The 24,519-nt window shown below is 45.5% G+C and carries 20 protein-coding genes and 5 pseudogenes; 6 read left to right on the top strand and 19 right to left on the bottom strand.

What is annotated here, in order from left to right; all coding sequences use genetic code 11:
• Window positions 1–381 precede the first annotated feature (381 nt).
• The 6 genes and pseudogenes from KW548_08145 to KW548_08120 all read right to left on the bottom strand — a co-directional run bounded on the left by KW548_08145 (window position 382) and on the right by KW548_08120 (window position 7,897).
• Entirely contained in the window at window positions 382–1,584 is a 1,203-nt protein-coding gene (locus KW548_08145) for a trans-2-enoyl-CoA reductase family protein (GenBank protein QXX07888.1), read from the bottom strand.
• 179 nt (window positions 1,585–1,763) lie between these two features.
• Window positions 1,764–4,048: pseudogene (locus tag KW548_08140) on the bottom strand (acyl-CoA dehydrogenase).
• Between the two features lie 65 nt (window positions 4,049–4,113).
• Entirely contained in the window at window positions 4,114–4,740 is a 627-nt protein-coding gene (locus KW548_08135; protein QXX07887.1) for a TetR/AcrR family transcriptional regulator, read from the bottom strand.
• 345 nt (window positions 4,741–5,085) lie between these two features.
• Window positions 5,086–5,499 carry a GtrA family protein gene (locus KW548_08130; protein ID QXX08012.1) on the bottom strand — a complete coding sequence of 138 codons (414 nt, stop codon included), beginning with the start codon at window positions 5,497–5,499 and terminating at the stop codon, window positions 5,086–5,088.
• Window positions 5,499–6,899, bottom strand: a complete 1,401-nt coding sequence (locus KW548_08125; protein ID QXX07886.1) for a glycosyltransferase family 39 protein — start codon at window positions 6,897–6,899, stop codon at window positions 5,499–5,501. The genes KW548_08130 and KW548_08125 overlap by 1 nt, the downstream gene beginning before the upstream one ends.
• Entirely contained in the window at window positions 6,896–7,897 is a 1,002-nt protein-coding gene (locus tag KW548_08120; protein QXX07885.1) for a glycosyltransferase family 2 protein, read from the bottom strand. The genes KW548_08125 and KW548_08120 overlap by 4 nt, the downstream gene beginning before the upstream one ends.
• Before the next feature lie 214 nt (window positions 7,898–8,111).
• Between KW548_08120 and KW548_08115 the strand changes: the two are divergent.
• The 4 genes and pseudogenes from KW548_08115 (at window position 8,112) to KW548_08100 (ending at window position 11,412) form a co-directional block, all read left to right on the top strand.
• Window positions 8,112–8,787 (top strand): annotated as a pseudogene (locus KW548_08115) (response regulator transcription factor).
• 1 nt (window position 8,788) lies between these two features.
• Window positions 8,789–10,048 carry a HAMP domain-containing histidine kinase gene (locus tag KW548_08110; protein QXX07884.1) on the top strand — a complete coding sequence of 420 codons (1,260 nt, stop codon included), beginning with the start codon at window positions 8,789–8,791 and terminating at the stop codon, window positions 10,046–10,048.
• 67 nt (window positions 10,049–10,115) lie between these two features.
• Window positions 10,116–11,009, top strand: a complete 894-nt coding sequence (locus KW548_08105) for a 1-aminocyclopropane-1-carboxylate deaminase/D-cysteine desulfhydrase (GenBank protein ID QXX07883.1) — start codon at window positions 10,116–10,118, stop codon at window positions 11,007–11,009.
• Window positions 11,010–11,106: 97 nt separating this feature from the next.
• Window positions 11,107–11,412, top strand: a complete 306-nt coding sequence (locus KW548_08100; GenBank protein ID QXX07882.1) for a YnjH family protein — start codon at window positions 11,107–11,109, stop codon at window positions 11,410–11,412.
• Window position 11,413: 1 nt separating this feature from the next.
• On the opposite strand, the pseudogene KW548_08095 reads toward KW548_08100, so the two are convergent.
• Window positions 11,414–12,315 (bottom strand): annotated as a pseudogene (locus KW548_08095) (ROK family protein).
• Window positions 12,316–12,472: 157 nt separating this feature from the next.
• On the opposite strand from KW548_08095, the gene manA reads away from it, so the two are divergent.
• A complete protein-coding gene (gene manA, locus KW548_08090) occupies window positions 12,473–13,657 on the top strand; it encodes a mannose-6-phosphate isomerase, class I (GenBank protein QXX07881.1) in 1,185 nt (394 codons plus the stop codon).
• An 87-nt stretch (window positions 13,658–13,744) separates the two neighbouring features.
• On the top strand, window positions 13,745–14,143 hold the full coding sequence (locus tag KW548_08085) for a DUF296 domain-containing protein (protein QXX07880.1): 399 nt from the start codon (window positions 13,745–13,747) through the stop codon (window positions 14,141–14,143).
• Window positions 14,144–14,160: 17 nt separating this feature from the next.
• On the opposite strand, the gene KW548_08080 is transcribed toward KW548_08085, so the two are convergent.
• The 12 genes and pseudogenes from KW548_08080 to KW548_08025 form a co-directional block, all read right to left on the bottom strand.
• Entirely contained in the window at window positions 14,161–14,769 is a 609-nt protein-coding gene (locus KW548_08080; protein ID QXX07879.1) for a hypothetical protein, read from the bottom strand.
• Window positions 14,770–14,851: 82 nt separating this feature from the next.
• Entirely contained in the window at window positions 14,852–15,463 is a 612-nt protein-coding gene (locus tag KW548_08075; protein QXX07878.1) for a hypothetical protein, read from the bottom strand.
• 4 nt (window positions 15,464–15,467) lie between these two features.
• Window positions 15,468–16,079 carry a hypothetical protein gene (locus KW548_08070; protein QXX07877.1) on the bottom strand — a complete coding sequence of 204 codons (612 nt, stop codon included), beginning with the start codon at window positions 16,077–16,079 and terminating at the stop codon, window positions 15,468–15,470.
• Between the two features lie 9 nt (window positions 16,080–16,088).
• The gene (locus tag KW548_08065) at window positions 16,089–16,703 is read right to left on the bottom strand and encodes a hypothetical protein (protein QXX07876.1); all 615 of its coding nucleotides are present in this window, start codon (window positions 16,701–16,703) and stop codon (window positions 16,089–16,091) included.
• 213 nt (window positions 16,704–16,916) lie between these two features.
• Complete coding sequence (locus KW548_08060) at window positions 16,917–17,528, bottom strand: hypothetical protein (GenBank protein ID QXX07875.1); 612 nt, start codon at window positions 17,526–17,528, stop codon at window positions 16,917–16,919.
• Between the two features lie 146 nt (window positions 17,529–17,674).
• Entirely contained in the window at window positions 17,675–18,301 is a 627-nt protein-coding gene (locus KW548_08055; protein QXX08011.1) for a hypothetical protein, read from the bottom strand.
• 258 nt (window positions 18,302–18,559) lie between these two features.
• Window positions 18,560–19,027 carry a hypothetical protein gene (locus KW548_08050; protein ID QXX07874.1) on the bottom strand — a complete coding sequence of 156 codons (468 nt, stop codon included), beginning with the start codon at window positions 19,025–19,027 and terminating at the stop codon, window positions 18,560–18,562.
• Between the two features lie 15 nt (window positions 19,028–19,042).
• Window positions 19,043–19,327: a hypothetical protein gene (locus tag KW548_08045; protein QXX07873.1), complete on the bottom strand. Its 285-nt coding sequence runs from the start codon at window positions 19,325–19,327 to the stop codon at window positions 19,043–19,045.
• A gap of 174 nt (window positions 19,328–19,501) precedes the next feature.
• Window positions 19,502–20,136, bottom strand: a pseudogene (locus tag KW548_08040) (hypothetical protein).
• Window positions 20,137–20,484: 348 nt separating this feature from the next.
• Window positions 20,485–21,111, bottom strand: a complete 627-nt coding sequence (locus tag KW548_08035) for a hypothetical protein (GenBank protein ID QXX08010.1) — start codon at window positions 21,109–21,111, stop codon at window positions 20,485–20,487.
• Window positions 21,112–21,122: 11 nt separating this feature from the next.
• Window positions 21,123–21,737, bottom strand: a complete 615-nt coding sequence (locus KW548_08030) for an AHH domain-containing protein (GenBank protein ID QXX07872.1) — start codon at window positions 21,735–21,737, stop codon at window positions 21,123–21,125.
• Between the two features lie 8 nt (window positions 21,738–21,745).
• Window positions 21,746–24,519, bottom strand: a pseudogene (locus tag KW548_08025) (DUF4150 domain-containing protein).

Raw genomic sequence — 24,519 nt, 5'->3', positions numbered from 1 at the left:
AAGGGGCATATAAGGACACCGCAGCTGTAGTGAAAAGCACGGTTTTGTTATCCGCAGATAAATGTGTTTTTTAGAACGACTTCACATTATGGGATTAGATGCACATTTAATAAGGGTATGATTGCTCTTAAGCACCTTTCTACTGCTGTTACGCAAACCCGATATCGAGTTCACTCAAGTGAGTAAGGGCAAGGACAGAACGCTTTTTTATGCTAAATAATTAGATTATTTAGAACAAGCCCAAGACCACAGAATGTTGACAAGGGTCATGGTTTTGCGAGTTTGGCGCAACCCGTGATGACTACCCATAGCCACACATCGCGGCGCAAAAAAAATCCGGAGCCAAGGCTCCGGATTGGGTGACTCACTGAGTGCCATCAATTAGATAGCAATAAAGTCTGCTTTGTAGTCTGGGTTAACGTCCGCGTCATAATCGACACCTTCAGCACCAAAACCAAACAGCTTCAAGAACTCTTCTTTGTACTCAACATAGTCTGTCAGTTCTTTCAGGTTCTCAGATGTGATTTGTGGCCATAGCTCACGACAGTGCTGCTGGATATCATCACGCAGTTCCCAGTCGTCTAGGCGTAGGCGGTTTTTGTCATCCACTTCAGGGGCAGAGCCATCTTCTTTGTACAAGCGCTGGCTGAACATGCGGAAGATTTGTTCCATACACCCTTCGTGTACGCCTTGTTCACGCATTTTCTTAAACACCATCGCGATGTAAAGCGGCATAACAGGAATCGCTGAACTGGCTTGAGTCACAACAGACTTCAATACCGCAACGTTGGCTGTTCCGCCTGTTGCCGATAGCTTCTCGTTTAGCGCTGCTGCCGCACGGTCTAGGTCCATCTTAGCTTTACCTAGCGCACCATCCCAATAGATTGGCCAAGTCAGCTCAGTACCGATGTAGCTGTAGGCCACTGTCTTACAGCCTTCAGCTAGAACGCCAGCTTCTGAAAGCGCGTTGATCCATAGTTCCCAATCTTCACCGCCCATTACCGTGACCGTGTCTTTGATCTCTTCTTCAGTAGCAGGCTCAACGCTCGCTTCGATAATCACATCTTTGTTGGTGTCTACCGCTGTCGAAGTGTAAGTCTCACCAATTGGCTTAAGCGAAGAACGAATCACTTCACCTGTTTCCGGCATTTTACGTACTGGAGAAGCCAGTGAGTAAACCACCATATCGATTTGACCCAAGTCTTGTTTAATTAGATCGATGGTTTTTTGCTTCGCTTCGTTAGAGAAAGCATCGCCATTAAGGCTCTTTGCATAAAGGCCTTCTTCACGAGCAAGCTTTTCAAAGGCAACGGAGTTATAGAAACCTGCAGTGCCTGGCTTTTTCTCTGTGCCTTCTTTTTCGAAGAACACACCGATAGTTGAAGCGCCGCCACCAAATGCCGCAGCGATACGAGAAGATAGACCGTAGCCACTTGAAGCACCAACCACAAGAACACGCTTAGGCGCATTTTTAATTGGGCCTTGTGCTTTTGTGTAAGCAATTTGTTCTTTTACGTTAGCTTCACAACCCACAGGGTGCGTTGTCGTACAGATAAATCCGCGAATTCTAGGTTTGATGATCATATTCAACTTCCTTTACAAAACCCCGCTAGGATAAAAGGTTCAAGGCCAGTTCGCATCTAATTTCTGTAAAAATGTCGGCAAAATGCAAGTGGTTGGAGCTGTTTCATACCAGTTTTAGATTTCGAGCAAAAAGAAAGGCACCGTGAAGGTGCCTTTTACTAAATACAGATTATTCCAACTTAAGCCACGCTATCGAGCTTCGGCTTTGAGCGATCGGTACCAGTTCTTACTTCGCTGAAATCATGGCTAAAGTCATCCACTTGAATCGCTTTGTAACGCAGCGCGTCTGCAGCTAGGATTTGGTCGACTTCATCCTGCGTTAGTACATCCGCTTCCAGCGCTTGAGCCAGACGATCTTTGAGCAGGCCTTTACGAGCCACTTTACCGTCTTTCGCCGCTCGCATCAGTTTACGTTCTAAACTCTGTACGCCATACATCGCAAGGAAAGCATTTTCCATCAGGCCAACGCTGTCGTCTTCGGCTTTACCGATGTAGCAAAGGTGCGTTAGACGATCTCGATGAGCGCCCGGTGTCATTAGGCTTTCGGCCAACTTCACAGTGAGCGTGTCGCTTGGTTTAGCGAAATGATTCCCCAATGGGAAGATCAACACTTTCAGCAGGCCACCCACCGCTTTTTGCGGGTAGTTAGAAAACGCTTCTTGAAGCGCCTTGGCCGCGTTATGCAGACAGTGCTGAACCGAGTAGTGAACGTAATCAAGATCTTGCTGCTGACGTCCTTCGTCTTCGTATTTCTTCAGTGCCGCTGATCCCATGTAAAGGTAAGCCAACACATCACCTAGGCGCGCTGAGATCATTTCTTTTCGTTTCAGATCGCCACCGAGTGTTGCCATCGCGATATCGGCACTCACAGCTAACGCGCGGCTTAGACGAGTCAGATCTTTGTAGTAGTGCTGAGTTGGACCACTCATGTCTGCTTTGATAAAGCGTGACCCTGTCAAAGCAGCACCGAACGCACCCAAGGTGTTTTTAGTCGCATGGCCAATATGCTTAAACAACAAGTCATCAAACTCTTTGGCACCTTGATTTTGATCTGGGTTAGCGGCGGCTTCCATCTCCTTAAGTACATAAGGGTGACAGCGAGTCGCACCTTGACCGAAGATCATCAGGTTACGGGTCAGAATGTTGGCCCCTTCCACTGTAATCGCAACAGGGATCCCTAAGTAAGGCGACGCCAAATAGTTCATTGGGCCATCTTGAATCGCGCGACCCGAATGGATGTCCATTGAATCATTGAGGATAGTACGCGCCATTTCAGTCATATGATATTTGGCAATGGCTGTGACTATGCCCGGCTTCTCTTTCAGATCGAGTGATGTTGTCGTGAGCGTGCGGGTCGCTTCCAGTAAGTAAGTTAGACCACCGATCCGGCCCATGGCTTCTGCCACCCCTTCGAACTTACCAATCGACATGCCAAACTGTTTACGAACATAGGCATAAGCCCCCGTGGTACGTGACGTTAGGTGGCCGATTGCCGTGCCTAATGCCGGTAGAGAAATACCCCGACCTGCAGACAGACATTCCACCAGCATACGCCAACCTTTACCAGCGTAATCTTGACCACCGATCAGCCATTCCATTGGGATGAACACATCTTTACCGCGTGTTGGACCGTTCATAAACGCAAGACCTAGTGGGTCATGACGCTCACCAATCTCGACACCTTCATGATCAGCAGGGATAAGCGCACAAGTAATGCCTAACTCTTTCTTATCACCAATCAAGCCATCTGGGTCGTACATCTTAAAGGCAAGGCCAAGTACCGTAGCTACTGGTGCCAGCGTGATATAACGCTTGTTCCAGTTAAGACGAATACCTAGTACTTCTTTGCCTTCGTGCTCGCCATAACAAACCACACCATCATCTGGAATGCCGCCTGCATCAGAACCCGCTTCAGGGCCCGTCAAGGCAAAACACGGAATGTCTGTACCGTTCGCCAAGCGCGGCAACCAATAATCTTTTTGCTCCTGAGTACCATAGTGAGACAGCAGTTCACCTGGGCCCAAAGAGTTAGGCACCATAACAGAAACCGCCGCACTGATACTGCGAGTCGCAATACGAGTCACAATGGTAGAGTTGGCTAACGCCGAAAATTCTCGACCGCCGTACTCTTTGGAAATGATCAATGAGAAGAAGCGCTCTTTACGCAAGTATTGCCAAACTTCAGGCGGCAAGTCGCGGTCTTGTTTGACGATTTTTTGATCGTCTAACATGCTAAGTAGCGTCTCCAACTCGTTGTCTACGAAGGACTGCTCTTCCGCGCTCAACGTAGGGGTTGGATATTTGTGCAGCTTGGTGAAGTCTGGGCGACCTGAAAACAGCTCCCCATCCCACCAAACACTGCCCGCTTCCATTGCTTCCTTCTCAGTGCTGGAAAGTGGTGGCAGTACTTTTTAAACATTTTGAAAGCTGGGTCACTGACCCATTTTCTGCGTAGAGAGCCCATAATCAGATCCTTTTGTTCACTGTTGGTGGTCCAATTTATATTTGTTTTATATTTCGTTTGTTCTATTACTCAGCCGCAACACCTGCGGCTAAATATGGGATAAGCTGATCGACAATAGACTTAGCGTCGACCGGCTGCCCGTATGAATTTTCTGCAATGTCCATCAGAGCTTGACTCGAGGCCATAGTGAATACACACGTACCTAACGTAAAATGAAGTCGCCAAAACAACTCTTCCTGAGTCAGCTTAGGGTTGGCTTTGGTCACGGATTGGGTAAACAAAGTCAACGTCTCTTGATAACGAGTGGTAATAAACCAGCGCAAATGGCCTTGCACATCGGTGTATCCGCGGCCAATCAGCAACATAAAGCGACTGGTCCCATTTGGTCTAACATCATTCAGTGCGCGCAGCGGCCCTCTTAGCGATTCAAACACATCCGCCATTTGGTAACTTTCGTTGAGATTGAGAGTGATCAAGGCATCTTGAACCGCTGGCATAAAGGCTTCGAGATAGCGGTTCAATACAGCACGTACCAGTGTTTTCTTATCACCAAAGTGATAGTTCACCGACGCGAGGTTAACGCCCGCTTTACTGGTAATCGTACGCAGTGAGGTGTCGTTGAAACCGTGTTCTGCAAACAGAGCTTCCGCAACATCTAGGATTTTCTCTTTGGTCGTATTTCTCATCGACATTTCAATCGCTCGTATTAAACATCTGTTTGAAATATACATCCGAAACAAATAACCAACAAGTTTTTAACATCACATTTTTGAAGATTGGTCCGACCAGATTGTAAATTGTGCGAGATAAGCCTTTGAAGAAAAAAAAAAAAAAAAAATTAAAAAAATTTTGCCAACTATGGAACTGATTTGAATTCGGTGGGTCTCAATAAGTGTAGTTAGCAGAGCCTTCTTAAGTTTACAGGCCGTAACACTTGTTTTCTTGACTGACGCTACTAATTTACGCTGCTTTTTCTTCATTAACTCCTATGTTTTGTATCAGCCCAGAGCGCGATTGCTCTGGGCTTTTTTTATTCGTCACTGAGACTCTGTGTGTGGAAGAGATTGTTGGCCAAACACCCACCAATGACAGAACGCAAAGTTACTCACCATGCCAGCCAACACACCAAGGGCTAAAGCCAGCATCGCCAACATGCCGTCACTGCCACAATAATGCGTCGTCAGTTTGAATACTCCGACATTAGGCACAGCGGACAACGTCGCGCATCCGACGAATTTAAGCCATTGCGAGAACTTCCCAGTGGTTTGTTGATGTGTAAAGGTAAAGATTCGGTTGCCAAACCAAGTGACGGTGGCCGCGAAGAAAAAAGACACCACACGCGCCCCCAGTATCGGCCACCCGATGCCATAGAAGAACAAAGCAAAAAGAGAGGCGTCGGCGGCAAAGCCAACGCCTCCGACAATAGCGAAGCGCCACAATTTACTCATTATCAAGGCTGCTCACAGCGATATAAAGCTCGCTTGCTTTGTGCCACAAAATCAATCGAGCAACTGAGCTTGTTCGCCTTGACCAGCGGCTCTACTTGGCTTTTCTCGCCGATCAGCTGCACTTTGTCTAACCCATCCAGCAGTGAACTGTCTGTGAGCTTTTTCGCCTTGCCCTGACTGTAGAACTGGCCCGAAAATGGCCGATTGCCAACGTAATACGTGGTGACCTGAGGGTCGGCATTGCGAAAAATCACCTTGTCACTTTTACGCTCCCCCACCCCAAACTGGATATAAATCACGGCAGCAATCAACAAACAGGGCAAAATACCCGCCGTTACTTTGAACCACTTTATGTCCTCTCGCACATCCGAGAGCAGGATCGCCATCAGCATGCCGATCGCAGGCACACCCGGTAACACATACGCAGGGAGTATGTTGCCTGAAAAAGTAAACAGCAGCAGAGGTGACAGCATCCAGCACACAAGAAAACTTATGATGCCCTGTTTGAGTTCGATGTCTCGCCCCAGCGCTTTACGTTTTAAGAACAAAACAACCGGCAATACCACTGACCATGGCGCGGCCGAATAGAGCCAGAACAGCCAGATGGTCCCTCTCGGTTCATCGTGTGCCGTGCCATAGAGATCTCCCTGCCAGCCGCTGACCAGAAAACGGTGAAAATGTTCACCAACAAGAAAGTAATCGAGAAAACCAGGCGTGGCCGCTTCAGCCGCGACATACCACGGCAATGCGAGAGCCAACATTACAACCGTGCCGCCCAAGAGTGGAAAGCGTTGCCAAAGCACGGCCAATGCCCCTCGTGCACCATGCTGAATCACCAACCATGGCATAACGGCCAAGCCCATCAAAACAAGCACCAGCGGCCCTTTAGCCAGTAGCCCGATCGCCAAGCCCACAAAACCGACATAGCCCCACACTCTTGCCCCTTGCCAACACAAGTAAAAACCGATCATCGCCAGCGACAGCCCTAATGTCAGCGCCATATCTGTCATAACCGCGCCCGCCGCGACAGAAAAAATACCGCAAGTCGCTAACACCACCGCCGTGATCAAACCACTAAATCCTTGCCGATTGGCAAAATAAGCCATTAAGGCAATCACCATCACTCCGGCTAACCAGTGGGGCGCACGCACCGCAAACTCATTAATACCAAACAATTCGATACCGCCAGCACTTAGCCAAGTAAATAGCGGCGGCTTGCTCCAAAAAGGCACCCCATAATCAAACTGTGGGGTGATCCAGTTATTGGTTTCAATCATCAGACGCGCCATTTCTCCGTAGCGCGCTTCCGTGGTATCCATCAACGGATACGCGCCCAAACTCAGCAAGCGAATCAGTAACGCAACGCCTAATAGTGCCCATAAGTGGACTCGGTTGATACTCACGCGCGTTTCTCCAAGGCTGGATGTTGAGTGGTGGCTGGTTTCTCATTGACGGATTGAACCAAATACAGTGGTCGCCCTTTGGATTCAATGAAAATGCGGCCGATGTATTCGCCGAGCACACCAAGACACAACAACTGGATCCCGCCTAGCGCAAGCTGAACCACCATCATTGACGGATAGCCAGTGACCGCTTCACCAAAAATCACGGTTTTCAACACAATAAAGGCTCCATAGCCGAACGCACTTGCCGCAATCAAAGCACCAAACAAGGTGGCCAAGCGCAATGGTTTGATCGAGAAAGAAGTGATGCCGTCCACTGCTAGACCAAGCAGTTTGAGGTAATTCCATTTGGTTTCACCGCAGCGGCGCGCCTCTCGTTGAAAAGGCAGTGTCGCTTGCTTAAAACCCGGCCAAACGAAGAGCCCCTTCATATAGCGATTGCGCTCTGGCAGTTGATTAATGTGATCCACCACCTCACGGCTTAACAGCCTAAAGTCACCGACATTTTCAGGAATGTCCGATTTGACCAATGTATTCAGCAGACGGTAAAACGCCGCGGCAGAAGCCCGCTTCAACCAGCTTTCCCCTCGCCTTTCGCTACGCTGCATGTTGACTACATCGTAGCCTTCTCGCCACTTAGCCAGCATCTGAGGGATCAACTCCGGCGGATCTTGCAGATCGGCGTCAATCAGTATCATCGCCAGTCCTCGGCTATGCTCAAGACCTGCGCTCATCGCCGCCTCTTTACCGAAGTTACGACTTAGCCCAATGCTACGGATGGTGGTGCTTTGCGCACTAAACGATTCGACCAACGACAAACTGTGGTCGCTGCTACCATCGTCCACATAGATGATTTCACTGCTCTCGGGCAGCGCGTTCAATACCTGAGTTAACCTTTGGTGTAGCTCAGGCAACACCTCCGCTTCGTTGTAGTAAGGAACAATGACCGATACTGTCACCGCTGTTTGTCTGTTTGGTACCGAAGTGACTAGCCCCATAGAAAGACTCACTCTAGTTGCATACGTACCATGAGATGCTTCACTATACGTATTGTTTATCTGAACAAGACTGAGACGGTGATTTCACTCATCTTGACGCCCAGCCTTTGCGACGTTTTGCTAGGTTACCAATCGCAACGTGAAAACGATGTTGTTCACGTTTTTTCCACGTCGGTTTTGCTTTCATAAGGCGATAGAAATAGAGAGCCATTGCATGAACAAAATTTTATTGGTCGAAGACAACCGGGAAGTGGCCGGTATTCTGTTTGATTACTTCGAAAGTATCGGTATGGAGCTTGACTACGCAGACAATGGCGAGCTGGGTTTGCAACTGGCCCTCAGCGGCAACTTTGACCTCATTTTATTGGACTTGATGCTACCCAGAATGGATGGCCTGACCGTGTGCAACACACTCCGTGAGGCAGGTAACAACACCCCAGTATTGATGCTCACCGCCCTAGACAATCGCGAGGACATGCTGAAAGGGTTTGAGCACGGTGCCGATGATTACCTCACCAAACCGTTTGATTTGGACATTCTGGAAGCCCGCATGCACGCCCTCGTCAAGCGCTACCGTGGCCAAGTCGCCAACACAGTCCTGAGCTTTGGCAGCCTGAAGGTGGATCAAAAAAACGCGTCAGGCCTTTCGTGAAGGCAAGTTACTCGCCCTCAACCCAACCACCTATACCATTCTTGAGGCACTGTGCCTCAAAGCACCTGAGATCCTCACTAGACAGGAGATCTCTGAAAAGCTCTGGCAAGAAAAAGAGCCGAACCATGACGTGTTGCGCAGTCACATCTATCAGCTACGCAATCAACTCGACAAACCATTCGCTGAGCCGATGTTGACCACCTTGCCCAAGATTGGCTTTCGTTTAGAGGACGTCTGACATGAACCGAGTCCTCTCCAGTACCAGGACGCTCACCGGTCGATTGGCGCTGTTTTTCACCAGCCTCTCCTGCATTATTGGCGTGGTCATTTTTCTCATTTTTACCTTATCGCTCCAATGGTCGGAAGACAGAGTCGGTGAACGCAGGATCTTGATTGATAGAGACGAAGCCGTGGCACGCTTTATTGCGGGTGAAGACGGCGAAATACAGATTGATGCCCTAACCCGAGCGTATAACGACTTATCGTTAGTCCCGGATTTTTATCGTCAGGTTACCGATGCTTATGACACTTACCTAGGCGAAGTTGGCTCCACCTTGTCCCCCAACGGCCATATGGTTTACAAGGGCTACTACACCGATCAGGGTGAAAAGAAAGTGGTGGTGCTGTTGTCTCTCATTGATCAAGTTGAATTCGCCACCGATGAATTCATCTACTCTGGCGTGATCGTGATTTCTTTTGTCTCAGTTTTAATGTTCCTGTTCGGTACTTTGCTCTATCGGTTATCAACCCGGCTCATCGAGCCCGTCAACGAGATTGCCAAACAGTTGGAAAGCCACTCCGGGAGCGCCACACAAGCCTTCACCATACGTGAAGGGGCCGCCGACGAATTTCAGACCCTGACACAACAGCTCAATCAATACCGACAAGACCTCAACCTTGCCCTCAAACGCGAACAAGCCTTTGCCCGTTATGCCAGCCATGAACTGCGCACGCCACTCACGGTCGTCAAAGGGGCCAACAAACTGCTGACTCGTTCCGAACCGTGCGAATTTCAGCAAAGGCAAATCAGCCGCATTGACGATGCGACGAATCAAATGACCACTATGGTCGATGCTCTGCTCTCCATCGTTCGCTACGAAAGAAATGTCGATGACGCGCCGCTAAGAGCAATCGAAAAAAATGAGCTTGAATCGATTGTCGAGGCCAATTCGGTTCAAGCGACCGAGAAAAACGTCACCATTCGGCTCATTACTTCTGGCTTGCCTAGCGTCAGGGCAACCCCTGCGGTCATGAACATGATTGTAGGTAACTTGATCCGCAATGCGATCGCCGCCACCGCAGAAGGGACGATCACTATCGACGTCTCCGAGCAAGAGTTAGTAATTATTGACGATGGGCCGGGGTTGAGCGACACCCCCAATGCTGACGGACACGGACTCGGGCTGTTGATTGTCGATGATCTTAGCCAGCGCTATGGCTGGTCATTTGAACTGGAAAACCACCCTAGCCGAGGCTGCGTCGCTCGCATCCGGTTTTGATCCATATTCAGGCTTTTGCGGCGAAATCAGGTAAGATAGGCCCCCATTTTACTGGCCAACGATTCAGATGAAACTTTGCGACACACCCATCACCCAGCACCAATTTAACGGCACCACGTTTTACCTCAAACGGGACGACCAGCTCCATAGCCATTTCAGTGGTAACAAAGCTCGCAAGTTCATGACGCTGTTAGAGGGAAGCTACCCAGAGGTAACCACTCTGATTAGCTATGGCAGTGCGCAAGCCAACTCACTTTACTCATTGGCCGCTCTGTGCGCCATCAAAGGCTGGACCCTTGAATATTACGTTGACCGAATTCCGCCGTGGCTAGTCGACAGACCGATGGGTAACTATCGAGGCGCGCTCGAACTGGGCGCGCGTGTCATCCCTGTTAATGAATCCAACCTTCACCCAGCACAATTCATTGATACTGTTCGCCAGCCAGATGCCCGCTGCCTCGTCATTGAAGAAGGCGGCCGTTCCGCCGACGCTAGATTGGGCATTGAGCAGCTTGGCCGTGAAATCCTATCTTGGAGTCGCTTCGAAACAGGCAAAGAATTTGTTGTGGCGCTGCCATCCGGCACGGGCACCACAGCACTGTATTTGCACCGTTTTCTCCACACGCACGGTATCCAAGTCCTGACCTGCCCTTGTGTGGGTGGCAAAGACTACTTAATCGAGCAATTTAAGCAGCTCGGTGAACGCGATTTCCCGCACATACTCGAACTGGAAAGCAAACATCATTTTGGCAAACTTTATCGTCAAGATTATGAAATCTGGCGTAAACTTCTCGAACAAACCCATGTGGAGTTTGACCTGCTTTACGACCCTATGATGTGGCAGTGTTTACAATCTTGGTCTGAGCAACACCGAGACAAAACCATTATCTATGTCCATCAGGGAGGCGTGTTGGGCAACGAAAGTATGTTGCCTCGATATCAGCGCAAATATGGCGATTGAAGCGGCATCGCCACCCGCTAACCTTTTTCTCGCGAGTCATTTAATCTTCACTCACTATCGGTCGCCCATAATTGATGGGTTAATCTAAGGAGAGTTTATGCGCATCCATCTATTTACTTTACTGCTACTGGCATCGGCATCCACTTGTGCCAACGTGATCACCACACCCGGCAATGCCGTGATTGCCATCGATGGCAGCGAAGCCGCCAAGCGAGTCTGCTACTACCAAGATCAGGGCTACTCTCTCGGCGCCGTTATTCAGGTTGGTGACCACTATATGACGTGCACCCAAGCCAACGACTTTGAAACCAATGGTGCGTTAAAATGGGCGCCTCTCGACAGCCAAACTCAAGCTGAGCCAAAAGAGAGCCAACCCAATGTCAAACGTTACTCCGTTAAGTAACTCACTGGCCGAGGGAGTGCAAAAACGCCGCCCCTCGCACGCCAGATGAATCACCATGGACACTTTTGACAATGCGCGTTTGGGCGGATTTATTAAAGGTGTAGAGGTTCAGTTTGGCGTTCACCAACGGGTAAATAGCGTCAACATTGGACATACCGCCGCCAAGGACGATCACTTCAGGATCGACAAAGTTAACGATTGACGCACACACACGTGCCAGCTGATCACAGTAGAGATCAAAGTGCTGCTGTGCGGCTGTATCGCCCTCAGCGCAAAGCGCCATGATTTGTTTGGCATCCGCAGGGCCGTGTTTTTCGGCAAACGAGCGGCTAAAACCCGTTCCTGATACAAAGGATTCTGTGCAGTTGAGTGACCCGCAGTAACATTGCACTGGCGCGCCATCTTTGTCTTTATCGAAACCCGGTAAAGGGTTATGCCCTAGCTCTCCCCCAGCTTGTTCAACCCCGTCACTAAGCCGTTGTTGATCACCACACCAGAGCCGCACCCAGTACCAATAATGATAGCAACACACGAATGCTGGGCGTGTTTCGCCGCCCCATCTTTAAATTCAGACAGAGCGAGACAGTCTGCATCGTTGGCTAAGGCAACCGGCACATCGATATAACGCGTTAAGTCACCAATAAAATCCTGACCGTTGAGAACCGTAACGTTCGCCCCTTGCATCAAACCATCATTGCCGACCGAGCCACAGCATCCGATACCAATAGACTCGATCTCACCATGTTGCGCCACCTCTTTTATGACCGCTAATACCGAATCAAGAAACCCCTGATAGCTGTGTGTATTGGTCGGCTCACGATGTTTGACTAAGGTTGCATAGCTCTCCTTATCGAGACCGACACCTTCTATTTTTGTCCCACCAATATCTAGGCCAACAAGCATCGTTTTCCTCTCCATTCACCACTAAACGTTTCACCACATCATGACACAGTCACACTCTTATCTCTTTTATCTTGCTCATGGTATTGGCAAGTTTGTAAACTAGGTGTGTTTAGGCCCGTTTGGGCTTTTTGCTAGCTGTATTTTTTAAGGTATAAGAATGTCTAACCCTGCTCCATTTTTCCTACTGGAAAATGTTATTCAACCCTACCCTTGGGGTAGCCGAGATTCGATCAACACTTTGTTTGGTATTGCCAACCCTGAGCAACAGCCTCAAGCTGAAATCTGGATGGGTGCCCACCCTAACGGATGTTCAAAAATTCAAATCGCGAATGAGACGGTTTTGCTGTCTGATTTTATCAACCAGAACCCAGAGCAAACCCTTGGTGCCGAGACCCAACAGCGATTTGGTGAACTGCCCTTCCTGTTTAAGGTACTGGCCGCCGCTCAGGCGCTTTCCATTCAGGTTCACCCATCCAAAGCCCAAGCGGAAGAAGGGTTTGCCAGAGAAGACGCCGCTGGCATTGCGCGCAACGCGGCTAACCGCAACTACAAAGATCCAAACCACAAGCCCGAGCTGGTTTACGCACTGACGCCTTACATGGCGATGAACGGCTTCCGTGACTTCGAAGAAACCATTGCCCTATTTGATGCGTTGAATGCCCCCGCGCTAAAGCAAGATGTTGACGCTTTTCGTCATAACCTGACCTCACAAGGTTTACAGGCCTTCTTTAAAGCCATGTTAGAACTGGATGGCGATAAAAAATCTCAGGCACTAGACGCACTGCTTAGCTGGGCCAATAACAACCCAGATCCGTTAGCAGTGCTGGTGGTGGAGCTAAATAGTCAATACCCGAATGACGTTGGCCTGCTGGCCCCGCTGATGCTTAACGTGCTTGAGCTTCAGCCCGGTGAAGCCATGTTCTTGGATGCCGGCACCCCACACGCCTACATCAAGGGCACAGGCCTTGAGATCATGGCCAATTCGGATAACGTGTTGCGCGCGGGTCTCACGCCAAAATACATGGACGTAGAAGAGTTGGTCGGCAGCTGTAAATTTGCCGCGCTGAATAAAGATAAAATCCTGACGCAACCCGTCGAAAGCGACGGTGAGTTCAACTTCCCAGTGCCTGTGGAAGACTTTAAGTTTTCTGTGCTGAAGCAACCAAAAAACAAACCGCTGACGCTGAACCGCGCTGAGATCCTATTTGCGGTGGATGACGATGTCACACTGCAAGCTGGTGACGAGACACTTGTCTTGACCAAGGGGCAATCTGCTTTTGTACCACTATCGACTAAGACGCTCACCGTCAGCTCGCAAGGCACAGTAGCAAGAGCCCATTAAGCCGCTGCTTGGCAGCCAGACCCAACATTTGAAAGGAGCAAACCATTTGCTCCTTTTTTACACACCACATGGATACCGGAACCGACTATGATTCAGCCCATCGCCGTTCGACTCACCAAAGGCCAGGACTTAAAAAAGCAAATTCAGTCTCTGGTAACAGAGCATAAAATTCAAGCTGGCACTATTGCCTCGTGTGTCGGGTGTTTAGAGCAAGTTAGCCTTCGCCTTGCGGGCGCTGAGCAATCCATCACGCTGACGCAACCTTTTGAAATAGTATCGGTGATGGGAACACTGACGCCAAACCACCAACACATTCACATTTCTGTTGCTGACAGCAACGGCAAAGTCATTGGCGGCCACCTTCTCGACAACAGCCTTATCGATACCACTGCCGAACTGATCCTTCACACGTACCCAAGCCTACGCTTTTCGAGAGAGCAGGATGACACTACAGGGTATAGCGAGTTAGTAGTTGAGGAGTGTTGAACAACAACAGAGCGATGTTATACGTATTTGCCGCCTAATCTATATTCACTCAGTCGAAAAAACCTAAAAGCATCAGGGTCTATGTAGCGACTAATTTGCGTTACTAGATTTTCATGAATAAATAAACCACCGCCAGCGACTTTGCTTGGGCGTACAATCAGACGATTTTCTAATGGAATCGCATCTAACACGTCATTCTTTAATTGGTATCGGATGATTTCATGCCGACTGTCTTCTGGCGAATAATCAAGTATTTCACTGCGATCAAAGTCTATACAGTCGAGGTTGTCATAAGCATTAAAGAAGAAAAAATCTTCATGCCACTTCTCGTCATCACCAATCAAAACCGCTGGAAACAACTGAAAACCATTAATGGGGTAAGGCATTATTATTTCGGCAATTTTCTTAGAAACCACAGGGAAAAAACCATGCAGTAAAAAATCACTAACTGTGAATGGCATTTCGCCTTTATCTGCATTGGTAAAGAATATGGGCCCATCGCCAAAATCTAATTGAGTGAAGCTATAACGACGGCGACCCGCATCTTGTGATGCCTTTAAACGCAGGTAAGTTTTCCGGCATGGGACTTCAAACACTTTGTAGTATTGTTGTTCATAGTTTTGCATATTGTTATCTCAGGATAATCAATCACCTTGACGTTTGTTGTTGCACCCTGTGTCTGTAGCGTTTCCCAACCACAGGCTCCCGTTAACCCGTGCGATATTCCATGCCCAGTTCGTATTCACTGAGTTTGAAAAACTGGAAAGCTTCAACATCGAAGTGGGCTAATGCATCGACTATTTTTTGGTGGAAAATCAAGGCACCACCTTCGACACGAGCCAGTTTGATAATTAGGCGGTTTTCCTCTGGTATACCATCCAGCACATCGCCCCGCAGTTTGTAACTTATCACCTCATTGTATCTAGCATTGGGCTCATACTCATCGACATCACTATTTTCAAAATCGACACAGTCTAAAGGAGCGTAAAAGTTAAAAAAGTAAAATTCCTTATGCCACTTACCATCATCACCAATAATCACCGCGGGAAAGAGCTGGAAACCATCAATATTGTACTCTCGAATAACAGACGCGACTTTCAAGGACACCACTGGATAGATTCCATCAAATTGACCGTCTGTCAGGTAGAAAGGGACTTCGCCTTTAAAGCCATTTTCAAAAAAAACCGGACCGTCACCATAATCAAGCTTTTCATAAGTATGATTGCGTACTCCTGTATTTTTTGTTGCTTTGAGTTCTAAAAAATTTTCTTGAAAAGCAACCGTTTTAGAAATGTAGTAGATATCTTCGTAGTTATTCATATGCCTACGGCTTAAACTCATCACCTAATTTATAATCACTCATTCTTAGAAATCGAAAAGAGCTCTTTTCAATAGATTTTTCTATTTTAGATACGATGCTTTCATGAATAAAGACACCTCTACCCCAAACATTTTTAGGACGAATTATTAGTCTTTCTTCCAGTGGAATAGCATTTAGAACATCGTCTTTAAATTTATACCGAACCACATCATATCTCGTGTCACCTGGTTCGAAATCTTGTATCTCACTATTTTCAAAGTCAACGAAATCAAGTTCTTGATAAAGGTTAAAAAAGAAGAAATCTTCGTTCCATTTATCATCATCATCAATCAACACGGTTGGAAAAAGTTGAAAACCATCGATATCATAACCTTTTAATACATCAGCGATTTCCTTCGATACTATAGGAAAAAAACCATGAAGAAAGAAATTACTTAATACAAACGGGATATCACCTTTATCTGAGTTTACAAAGGTAATGGGCCCATCACCAAAGTCTAGTTTGGTAAATGTGTACCGCCTCCTACCCGTCTCTAGAGATGGTTTTAGAGAAAAAGCATCTTCTTTAAATGGCGTATCAAATACTTGGAAATATTGTTCTTCATAGTTTTTCATATTGTTATCTCAGGAACCCATTCGATATTCCATGCCCAGTTCGTATTCACTGAGTTTGAAAAACTGGAAAGCTTCAACATCGAAGCGGGCTAATGCATTGACTATTTTTTGGTGGAAAATCAGTGCACCACCTTCGACACGAGCCAGTTTGATAATTAGGCGGTTTTCTTCTGGTATACCATCCAGCACATCGCTCCGCAGTTTGTAACTTATCACCTCATTGTATCTAGCATTGGGCTCATACTCATCGACATCACTATTTTCAAAATCGACACAGTCTAAAGGAGCGTAAAAGTTAAAAAAGTAAAATTCCTCATGCCACTTGCCATCATCACCAATAATCACCGCGGGAAAGAGCTGGAAACCATCAATATTGTACTCTCGAATAACAGACGCGACTTTCAAGGACACCACTGGATAGATTCCATCAAATTGACCGTCTGTCAGGTAGAAAGGGACTTCGCCTTTAAAGCCATTTTCAAAAAAAACAGGACCATCACCGTAATCTAACCGCTCGTACGTATGATTTCTTCTTCCTGTATCTAACGTTGCTCGCAGTGACAGAAACTTTTCACGGTAAGGGACTCTTTTTAAAATAAAGTACTCTTGCTCGTAGTTTTTCATATTTTTCTCTTCAAATCCCAGTTTTGTGGAAAATCTATAGCAGTATCTATGATTAACAGCAGCAATCGTTATCCGTTATCAGGACAGGCCCCTGACTTCAACTAACACAAATACCAAGTGAGAGACTCCAAGCCTAAAGATTAAAATAGGGAGCATTTTGTGTGCTCCCTCATTATCCCTTTTGCTAAATATGCTCAATCAATGTGAGTCCACTTAACCCATGCGATATTCCATGTCCAGTTCGTATTCACTGAGTTTAAAAAACTGGAAAGCTTCAACGTCGAAGCGGGCTAATGCATCGACTATTTTTTTGTGGAAAATCAAGGCGCCACCTTGGACACGAGCCAGTTTGATCATCAGGCGGTTTTCTTCTGGGATACCATCCAGCACATCGCTCCGCAGTTTGTAACTTATCACCTCATTGTATCTAGCATTGGGCTTATATTCACGGACATCACTATTTTCAAAATCAACACAGTCTAAAGGAGAGTAAAAGTTAAAAAAGTAAAAATCCTTATGCCACTTACCATCATCACCAATAATCACCGCGGGAAAGAGCTGGAAACCATCAATATTGTGATATCGAATAACAGACGCGACTTTCAAGGACACCACTGGGTAGAGTCCATCAAATTGACCGTCTGTCAGATTGAAAGGGACTAAACCTTTAAAGCCATTTTCAAAAAAAACCGGACCGTCACCAAAATCAAGCTTTTTATAAGTATGATTGCGTACTCCTGTATTTTTTGTTGCTTGGAGTTCTAGAAAGTTTTCTTGAAAAGCAACCGTTTTAGCAATGTAGTAAATATCTTCGTAGTTATTCATATGCCTCTCTCAAACGTCCAAGTATTGTCGAAATCGATAGATCCATCTGGTTGGTATGTCTTGCTCAAGCAGGATTGATGGTTATATTGGCTCATTGTTCTATCTTGGGTAATTTAACCTTTCAGAAAAAATGCAGTGCTGCTATTTTAGAACTCATCACCGACATGATACTCACTCGCTTTAAAGAACCGAATACCTTTAACATTATGCTTTTTAAAAATATCGACGACTTTTTGATGAACAAAAATTTCTCCGGTTGTTGTATTTCCCAATTGAAAAATTAAGCGTTCGTTTTCTGGAATCGCATCGAACACATCTTCTCGAAATCGGTAATTACTCATATGAGGGCTAATTGTAAAGCCATCAATTTCTGTGGTCCCATCACCTGGCATATAAAATTGACTTCTTTTTAGATCAACACAGTCTAAGTCATCAAAAGTATTCAGTGCCCAGAGGCCTTCAACCGAATTATTGTTCTCATCTGGAATAATTGCTGGAAAAAACTGACTGCCGTAAAGGCCATCTTCCAGAAGTTCTTTAAGTTTGGTTGTGACGACAAAGTTCTTTACGTTAAATGCTAGAGCGTAATCTTGCTGCAAAAAGTCCAAATTATCATTATCGGAGACAAAGGTAAGTGGCTTTATACCAAAGGTCAGCTTTTCAAACTTCCAATGAGTATTGGCGGTATATTGAGTTGGGGTGAGGTCATTGTCATAGTCCTCAAATTCATAATCCGGGAATATAATATAATAAGACTCATCGTAAATATTCAACGCACTCAAAATTATTTTCCTCTTGCTAGGTGACTTATTAATCTTCACCGTGGCTTTTAAATACAATATCGCCTTGAATCATCGTACTACCTTAGTTATCCATGTTATGGTTTTGGTGTTCTGCGATAAATGAATCAGAAAACCATTATATTCTTTAGTACTCATCCCCAAGTTGATAACTTTCAATGGAATAGAATTTGAGATAAGGAATTTTTCTCTCCAGTTTCCTCTTAATTTTTTTATGTACAACTATCGGAGCTAAATCATCTCCCCCATCTTAAAGACCAATCTCTCTGACTCTGGAATTTCATCGAGAACAGCATCATTAAGGCTGTATTTTATAACATGTGGTTCATCATCAGGATCATCATGCTCATAAACTGAGCGATTTCTATCCCAACAATCGAGAGCTTTATATATATTAATTAGAAAGTAATTATGTTTAGTGTTGTTTATTATTGCCGGATACAGTTTTCCGCCATAAACGCCGTCATCAAAAACCTCTTTTAGATCTTCAGATATAATAAAGCTAGGCGTGCAGAATAACATTTCCACATCATCATATAACTTTTGGCTATTCTTGGTACTAAACCTCAATGCAGGCTCACCATAGACAAGTTCACGGTAATGAAACCTACGTAGACCGGTTGAAGCAGAAGGTATTACAGAATACCCTGCAACGTCATAGTCTGGGCTCATAATGTAGTAGTCTTGATCGTATTTCATTCTACTTTCCAACTTCTAAGTCATATTTTCTTTTTTAAAAAACTTAAATTCGGTATGATTTCTATCACAACAGTGGGTGTTAACATCATTTGAATCAACTAAATCGTCAATACTAAACTTACCTGCTTTTTTCCCTAACCCGTTACACCCCACCTCACCACTTTTAAAATATCTATGTACTCTAGTCAACCTAATACGATACGTTTTAATGTCTCCTAGTATCGTGCTACTTTTTTTATCTAAGCAATTTTGGACCTTTTTTGAGTTACCTTCTTCACAATTCTTCTCAATTAATTCCATGGCCTTTATCATCAACCTTGTTGCATGGGCGTGATACGGCTCGTCGTGCTCATCATCGTCATCATTTGAGGAGGATGTGTGATTCCCACGATGTAACTGAACTTCTAAAAGAATAAACGCCCAACTCTTGATGCTAAAGTAAGTGGGTGACACCTTATTAAGCAAGCATACCGCTTAAAAAACGTTGAACTCATCGCCGACATGATACTCACTCGTTTTAAAGAACCGAATACCTTTAACATCATACTTTTTAAAAATATCGACGACTTTTTGATGAACAAAAATTTCTCCGGTTGTTGTATTTCCCACTTGAAAAATTAAGCGTTCATCTTCTGGTATGGCATCGAACACATCTTCTCTAAATCGATAGTTATCCATATCTGGTTTAATAGTAAACCCATCAATTTCCTTGGTTCCATCCCCTGGCATAAAATATTGACTTCTTTTAAAATCTACACAGTCTAAGTCATCAAAAGTATTCAGTGCCCAGAGGCCTTCAACCGCATTATTGTTCTCATCTTGAATAATTGCTGGAAAAAACTGACTGCCATAAAGGCCATCTTCGAGCAGTTCTTTGAGTTTGGTTGTGACGACAAAGTTCGGAACGTTAAATGCTATCGCGTAATCTTGCAGCAAAAATCCAAATTCTCATTATCAGAGACAAAGGTAAGTGGCTTTATACCAAAGTTCAGCTTTTCAAAATACCAATGAGTGTTGGCGGTATATTGAGTTGGGGTGAGGTCATTATCATATTCTTCAAAATCATCATCGGGAAATATAATATAATAAGACTCATCGTAAATATTCAACGCACTCAAAGTTATTTTCCTCTTGCTAGGTGACTTATTAATCTTCACCGTGGCTTTTAAATACAATATCGCCTTGACTCATCGTACTACCTTAGGCAGGGCGGGATCACACTTCGCTCACTTCTTAATCAAGCTGTATTCGAGCTTAAAATCTAAGTCGAATTTCCCGAAAACTGCCGAGAAAATACAAACTCCTCAGTTTGAAAATCGACCAATATGTTTGCGGATTGAACGATTAAGTTAGTATGCTCTCACCCTGCTTCCTCATTGGGTGAGACGTATATCTAACGCTCTGGAGCATCTCATATCAAGCTCAATAATATTAGTTGTCTTTTGGGTCACGAATTTTTAATGTTGGTCCCCATACTCAAATTCACTGACTTTAAAGAATTTTATGCCTTTAACATCGTATCTTTTAAAAATATCGACGACTTTTTGATGAAAAAAGATTTTTCCTCTTGATGTATTTCCGAGCTGAAAAATTAAACGTTCGTTTTCTGGAATAGCATCCAGCACATCTTCTCGAAGTCGGTAATTATCCATATCTGGTTTAATAGCAAACCCATCAATGTCCTTACTTCCATCACTTGGCATATAGAATTGACTTCTTTTTAGATCGATACAATCTAAGTCATCAAAAGTATTCAGTGCCCAGAGGCCTTCAACCGCATTATTGTTCTCATCTTGAATAATTGCTGGAAAAAACTGACTGCCGTAAAGGCCATCTTCCAGCAGCTCTTTGAGTTTGTTTGTGACGACAAAGTTCGGAACGTTAAATGCTAGAGCGTAATCTTGCTGCAAAAAGTCCAAATTATCATTATCGGAGACAAAGGTAAGTGGCTTTATACCAAAGTTAAGCTTTTCAAAGTCCCAATTAGTGTTGGCGGTATATTGAGTTGGGGTGAGGTCATTGTCATAGTCCTCAAATTCATAGTCTGGAAATATAATATAGTAAGATTCATCATAAATATTCAACGTACTCAAAGTTATTTTCCTCGTTCTAGGTTATAGGGTATCTCTATGAAAGAACTAAATTTATCATGTTTTCTTCCATTGCATGTACACTCTTTTGGGCTAGCCTTTAACTTTAACCATAGCTCTGGCACTGTTGTGGCGCCCAAACACCCCACCCCGCCACGCTTAAAGGCATTGGCAACTTTACTTAAGGGCAACTCAAAGCTACGAACCTTACGTAATATCAGCAAACTGTGGTAATCCATATAGCGCTGAATACCAGGGTTATCCTGCTTTTCACAACGTTTACTTATGGTCTTATAAGCCTCTTTTACTAACTCGGTTACTTCTATGTGGTAACTCTTAGGGTGTTCCTTATCATTATCATTGGTATCAATAACAGCAGGGTGATCACCTCTATGTAGTTGAACTTGTAAATGACACGCGCCTTCCAAAGTGCAAGGTAAAGCGACTAAATTACCCGGCAAATTAATATCATAACCGTAAGACTTCAATTTTGGACCCTTGCCTGTTTTTTTAACACCTGCCTTTGATAAAAGGTGGTGTACCTGCATTTGAAAACCGTGGTTTATTGGATGATTTGGATCTTCTACAGCCGAATCCAATACTGATTCTCTATATCCCATTTTGCACCTTAAATATACTCTAACTCACCAAATTTAAAACGCGGCGTTTTATGTTGGTTGGAATGACAAAGCCTACAGCTTGCATCTCGTTTCACCGCTTTCTTTTTCGCAGTCATGGTTGTAACGGGCTTGCCTTTAAATTTTCCAAGTGGGCGTTTAACCAGTTTTTTCGCTAGCTCCTGATAATCAGACAGTACATTGATCAAGCTTTCCACAGCCTTAATAAATGAATCCAATGCTTTGGCCGCATTTCTTATTCCCTTGACCTTCTTAGCCCCTCCCGCAAAACGTGCTACTAGTGTCGCGATACGAGCCGCTACTCCTGTGCCTAACGTACAAATAGCCAGCACAACGGTGAGAATCAGTTCAAGGATCAAATAGGTACCCGCTTTACCGCCGTAGTAGAAATAGAAATTAGGTGGAATAGCCTCAAGCATTAAAGACAGATAAGTCACATAAGTCAGAATCGTGTCGTGGTCTTCTATGATTGCCAATGCATTAGGGAACTGCTCATGGCTCTTTATTTCCTGTGCCCAATCAGGGTCAAGCTCCATCAACACCGTGTCTACAAAGGTTTCGACCGCATCGACATCACCATTAGAGATTCTCTGTGGCAGTTCTAGAATCGCCTGTCGATGCTTAGCAATACACTCTAACTTTCGCACCACATCTTGGCTTTCCGCGTACAGCTTACTGACATCTTCTATCGCTTCATCGACAGATTCAAAAACACTGTTTTGGAATGATCCAAACTCTCTTCCTAATGTGTCCAATACCCAAGTCGGGTTTATAAGTTGCCCCTTCTCATTAAGTATTGCCTTGGTGATGGAATTGAACTGATCGACTGAATAAATCGCCAATTTATCGACAGCAGAAGAAGATAAATCTGAGATAGTGGTTGCAGCGTCTCCCCAAAAACTAGGAGACAACATATCAACAATATCAGCGCCCCAAGCTTGGGCACCGTCAATCACACCATCACCTAAAGTCCAGTAGCTTTCTTCATCCCATTGTTGTTGGAACCCTTTCATATCCTCAACAAGTGCGTTGTATGCACCATCAAGTGTTGCCTCAACGCTGTTTTGGATATTGACTATTTGTTCCTCAATACCAGGCTCACCTACGAACTCTGCAGTCACCATATCTGTGGTAGGTTTTAATGTGTCAAATACCGCTACGCCACCTTCAACTTGATTGGTTTCGACAGCCAAATCTATGGTTTCAGATTCTGTACTATTCAAAGGAAATGCATTGAGCGAGGCGTTCTCTTTATGCACCACCGAGTTAGTGGTTATTTTGAGGTTTTGCGCATAGATAGGTGTCTGCCAACGATCGGAATATATTGCACGAACCTTAATCCACTTCTGCTCCTCTAGATCTATTTTCTGTATCGCATTAACCACCGCTTCAATCGTTCCTGCTTCCGCAGAGTAGACGTTGTCGGCAGCCTGTATCACTGACACTTCCGACACATCGCTCAATAGAAGGTCAGATTTTGATTTTAATCGTTTAAAGGCGCTAGAAAGGTTATCAGTGAGTTTTTTAGCATAGGTGTTAATGGTACTGATGTGCTTATCAAAAACGTCCGACGTCAAATATACGTAGTTCAGTTTGCCAGCTTCTGCGCTGAGAGACTCAACTCGGCCTTTAATTTTCTTAAGTAAGGCTTCTAGATCCCCCCGACGGTTTTTTGCGCGCCGCTCCAGTCGAATTCCTTCAAATAGGTTTGCGGGTTACCTTTACCACGTGCTCGCATGTAGGCCAGCATACGGTCGGCCGTTTCATGCTTAGGTAAACGATATAGGACAGAGAGAATTTCGCCTGCTTCCATCATCATCGGCAAGCCAAACGAGATGACGCTGTCCATACTCTCGTCAGACATGCTTTCAATGCCTGCGATAATCGATTCCGCCAGGTCATCAAACTTAAATTCTGGATGATGCTTTTTGAAATGGGTTTTAACTTCTAACTTCACAATATCGGCAAAGTATCGATCAGCCGTGAGACTTGGCCCCATAAACCCCCAACCTTCTACGGGCGGAGCAATACGCTTTGGCTGCCAGAAGGTTTGTTGGCCCCCAGCGGACCTATCAAAAAAGTCAGCATCGCTGTAGTCTGAGACATAATGAGGGTTGGTGATACGAACTGGCTTAGGGATAAACTCGTCGGTACTTTCTTTGACAAGGATTTGGATTTGACCGGGCTTTAAGCCAGACACTTTGCTTTTTCCAGATGCCGCAAAATGACCGGGCGCCAATACACCGCCAGAAACATCGGTGATATCAAAATCGGCATTTTTAAGCAGCACGCCATCAGGGTATCTGGCCTTAACGTAGACGGTGTAAGTGCCTTCTTCATCTTCGGTAACCGTGACTGACGGGTTTTGAACGCCACCTAGGCACATGGTGTTGCCCTTGTTCATCGTCATTTGGTCAGACAGCCTAGCCACTCCCTTACCCTCGATAATGACATTCGGTGAAGCGGAAATGAATTCGGCTTCGGATTCAATCGTACCCGATGCCACGCCTTTTTTGTCCCCACCGGCATCACCAGTACTCTTAGCGAACTTACTGCTCTTTAACGCAATACTGTTGCCGCCGTCTGCTGTTACCGTTGTGGTGCCATCGACCAAATCTGCCGACTTGGCATTGTTGCCATAAGGGATAGGAACCACAGCAGGGCCGACGGTGGTCAGGCAAACGTCGGGCAATGTGGCATTCGCCTCACCGCCAGAGCCTTTATGAACGATGCTCAACCCGTTCGCATTGATGGTCACTGGCAT

Origin of the sequence: Vibrio neptunius (genome assembly GCA_019339365.1) — a bacterium.
GTDB lineage: Bacteria > Pseudomonadota > Gammaproteobacteria > Enterobacterales > Vibrionaceae > Vibrio > Vibrio neptunius.
The sequence above is the reverse complement of the archived record's forward strand: the minus strand, read 5'-3'. Positions and strand labels throughout refer to the sequence as shown.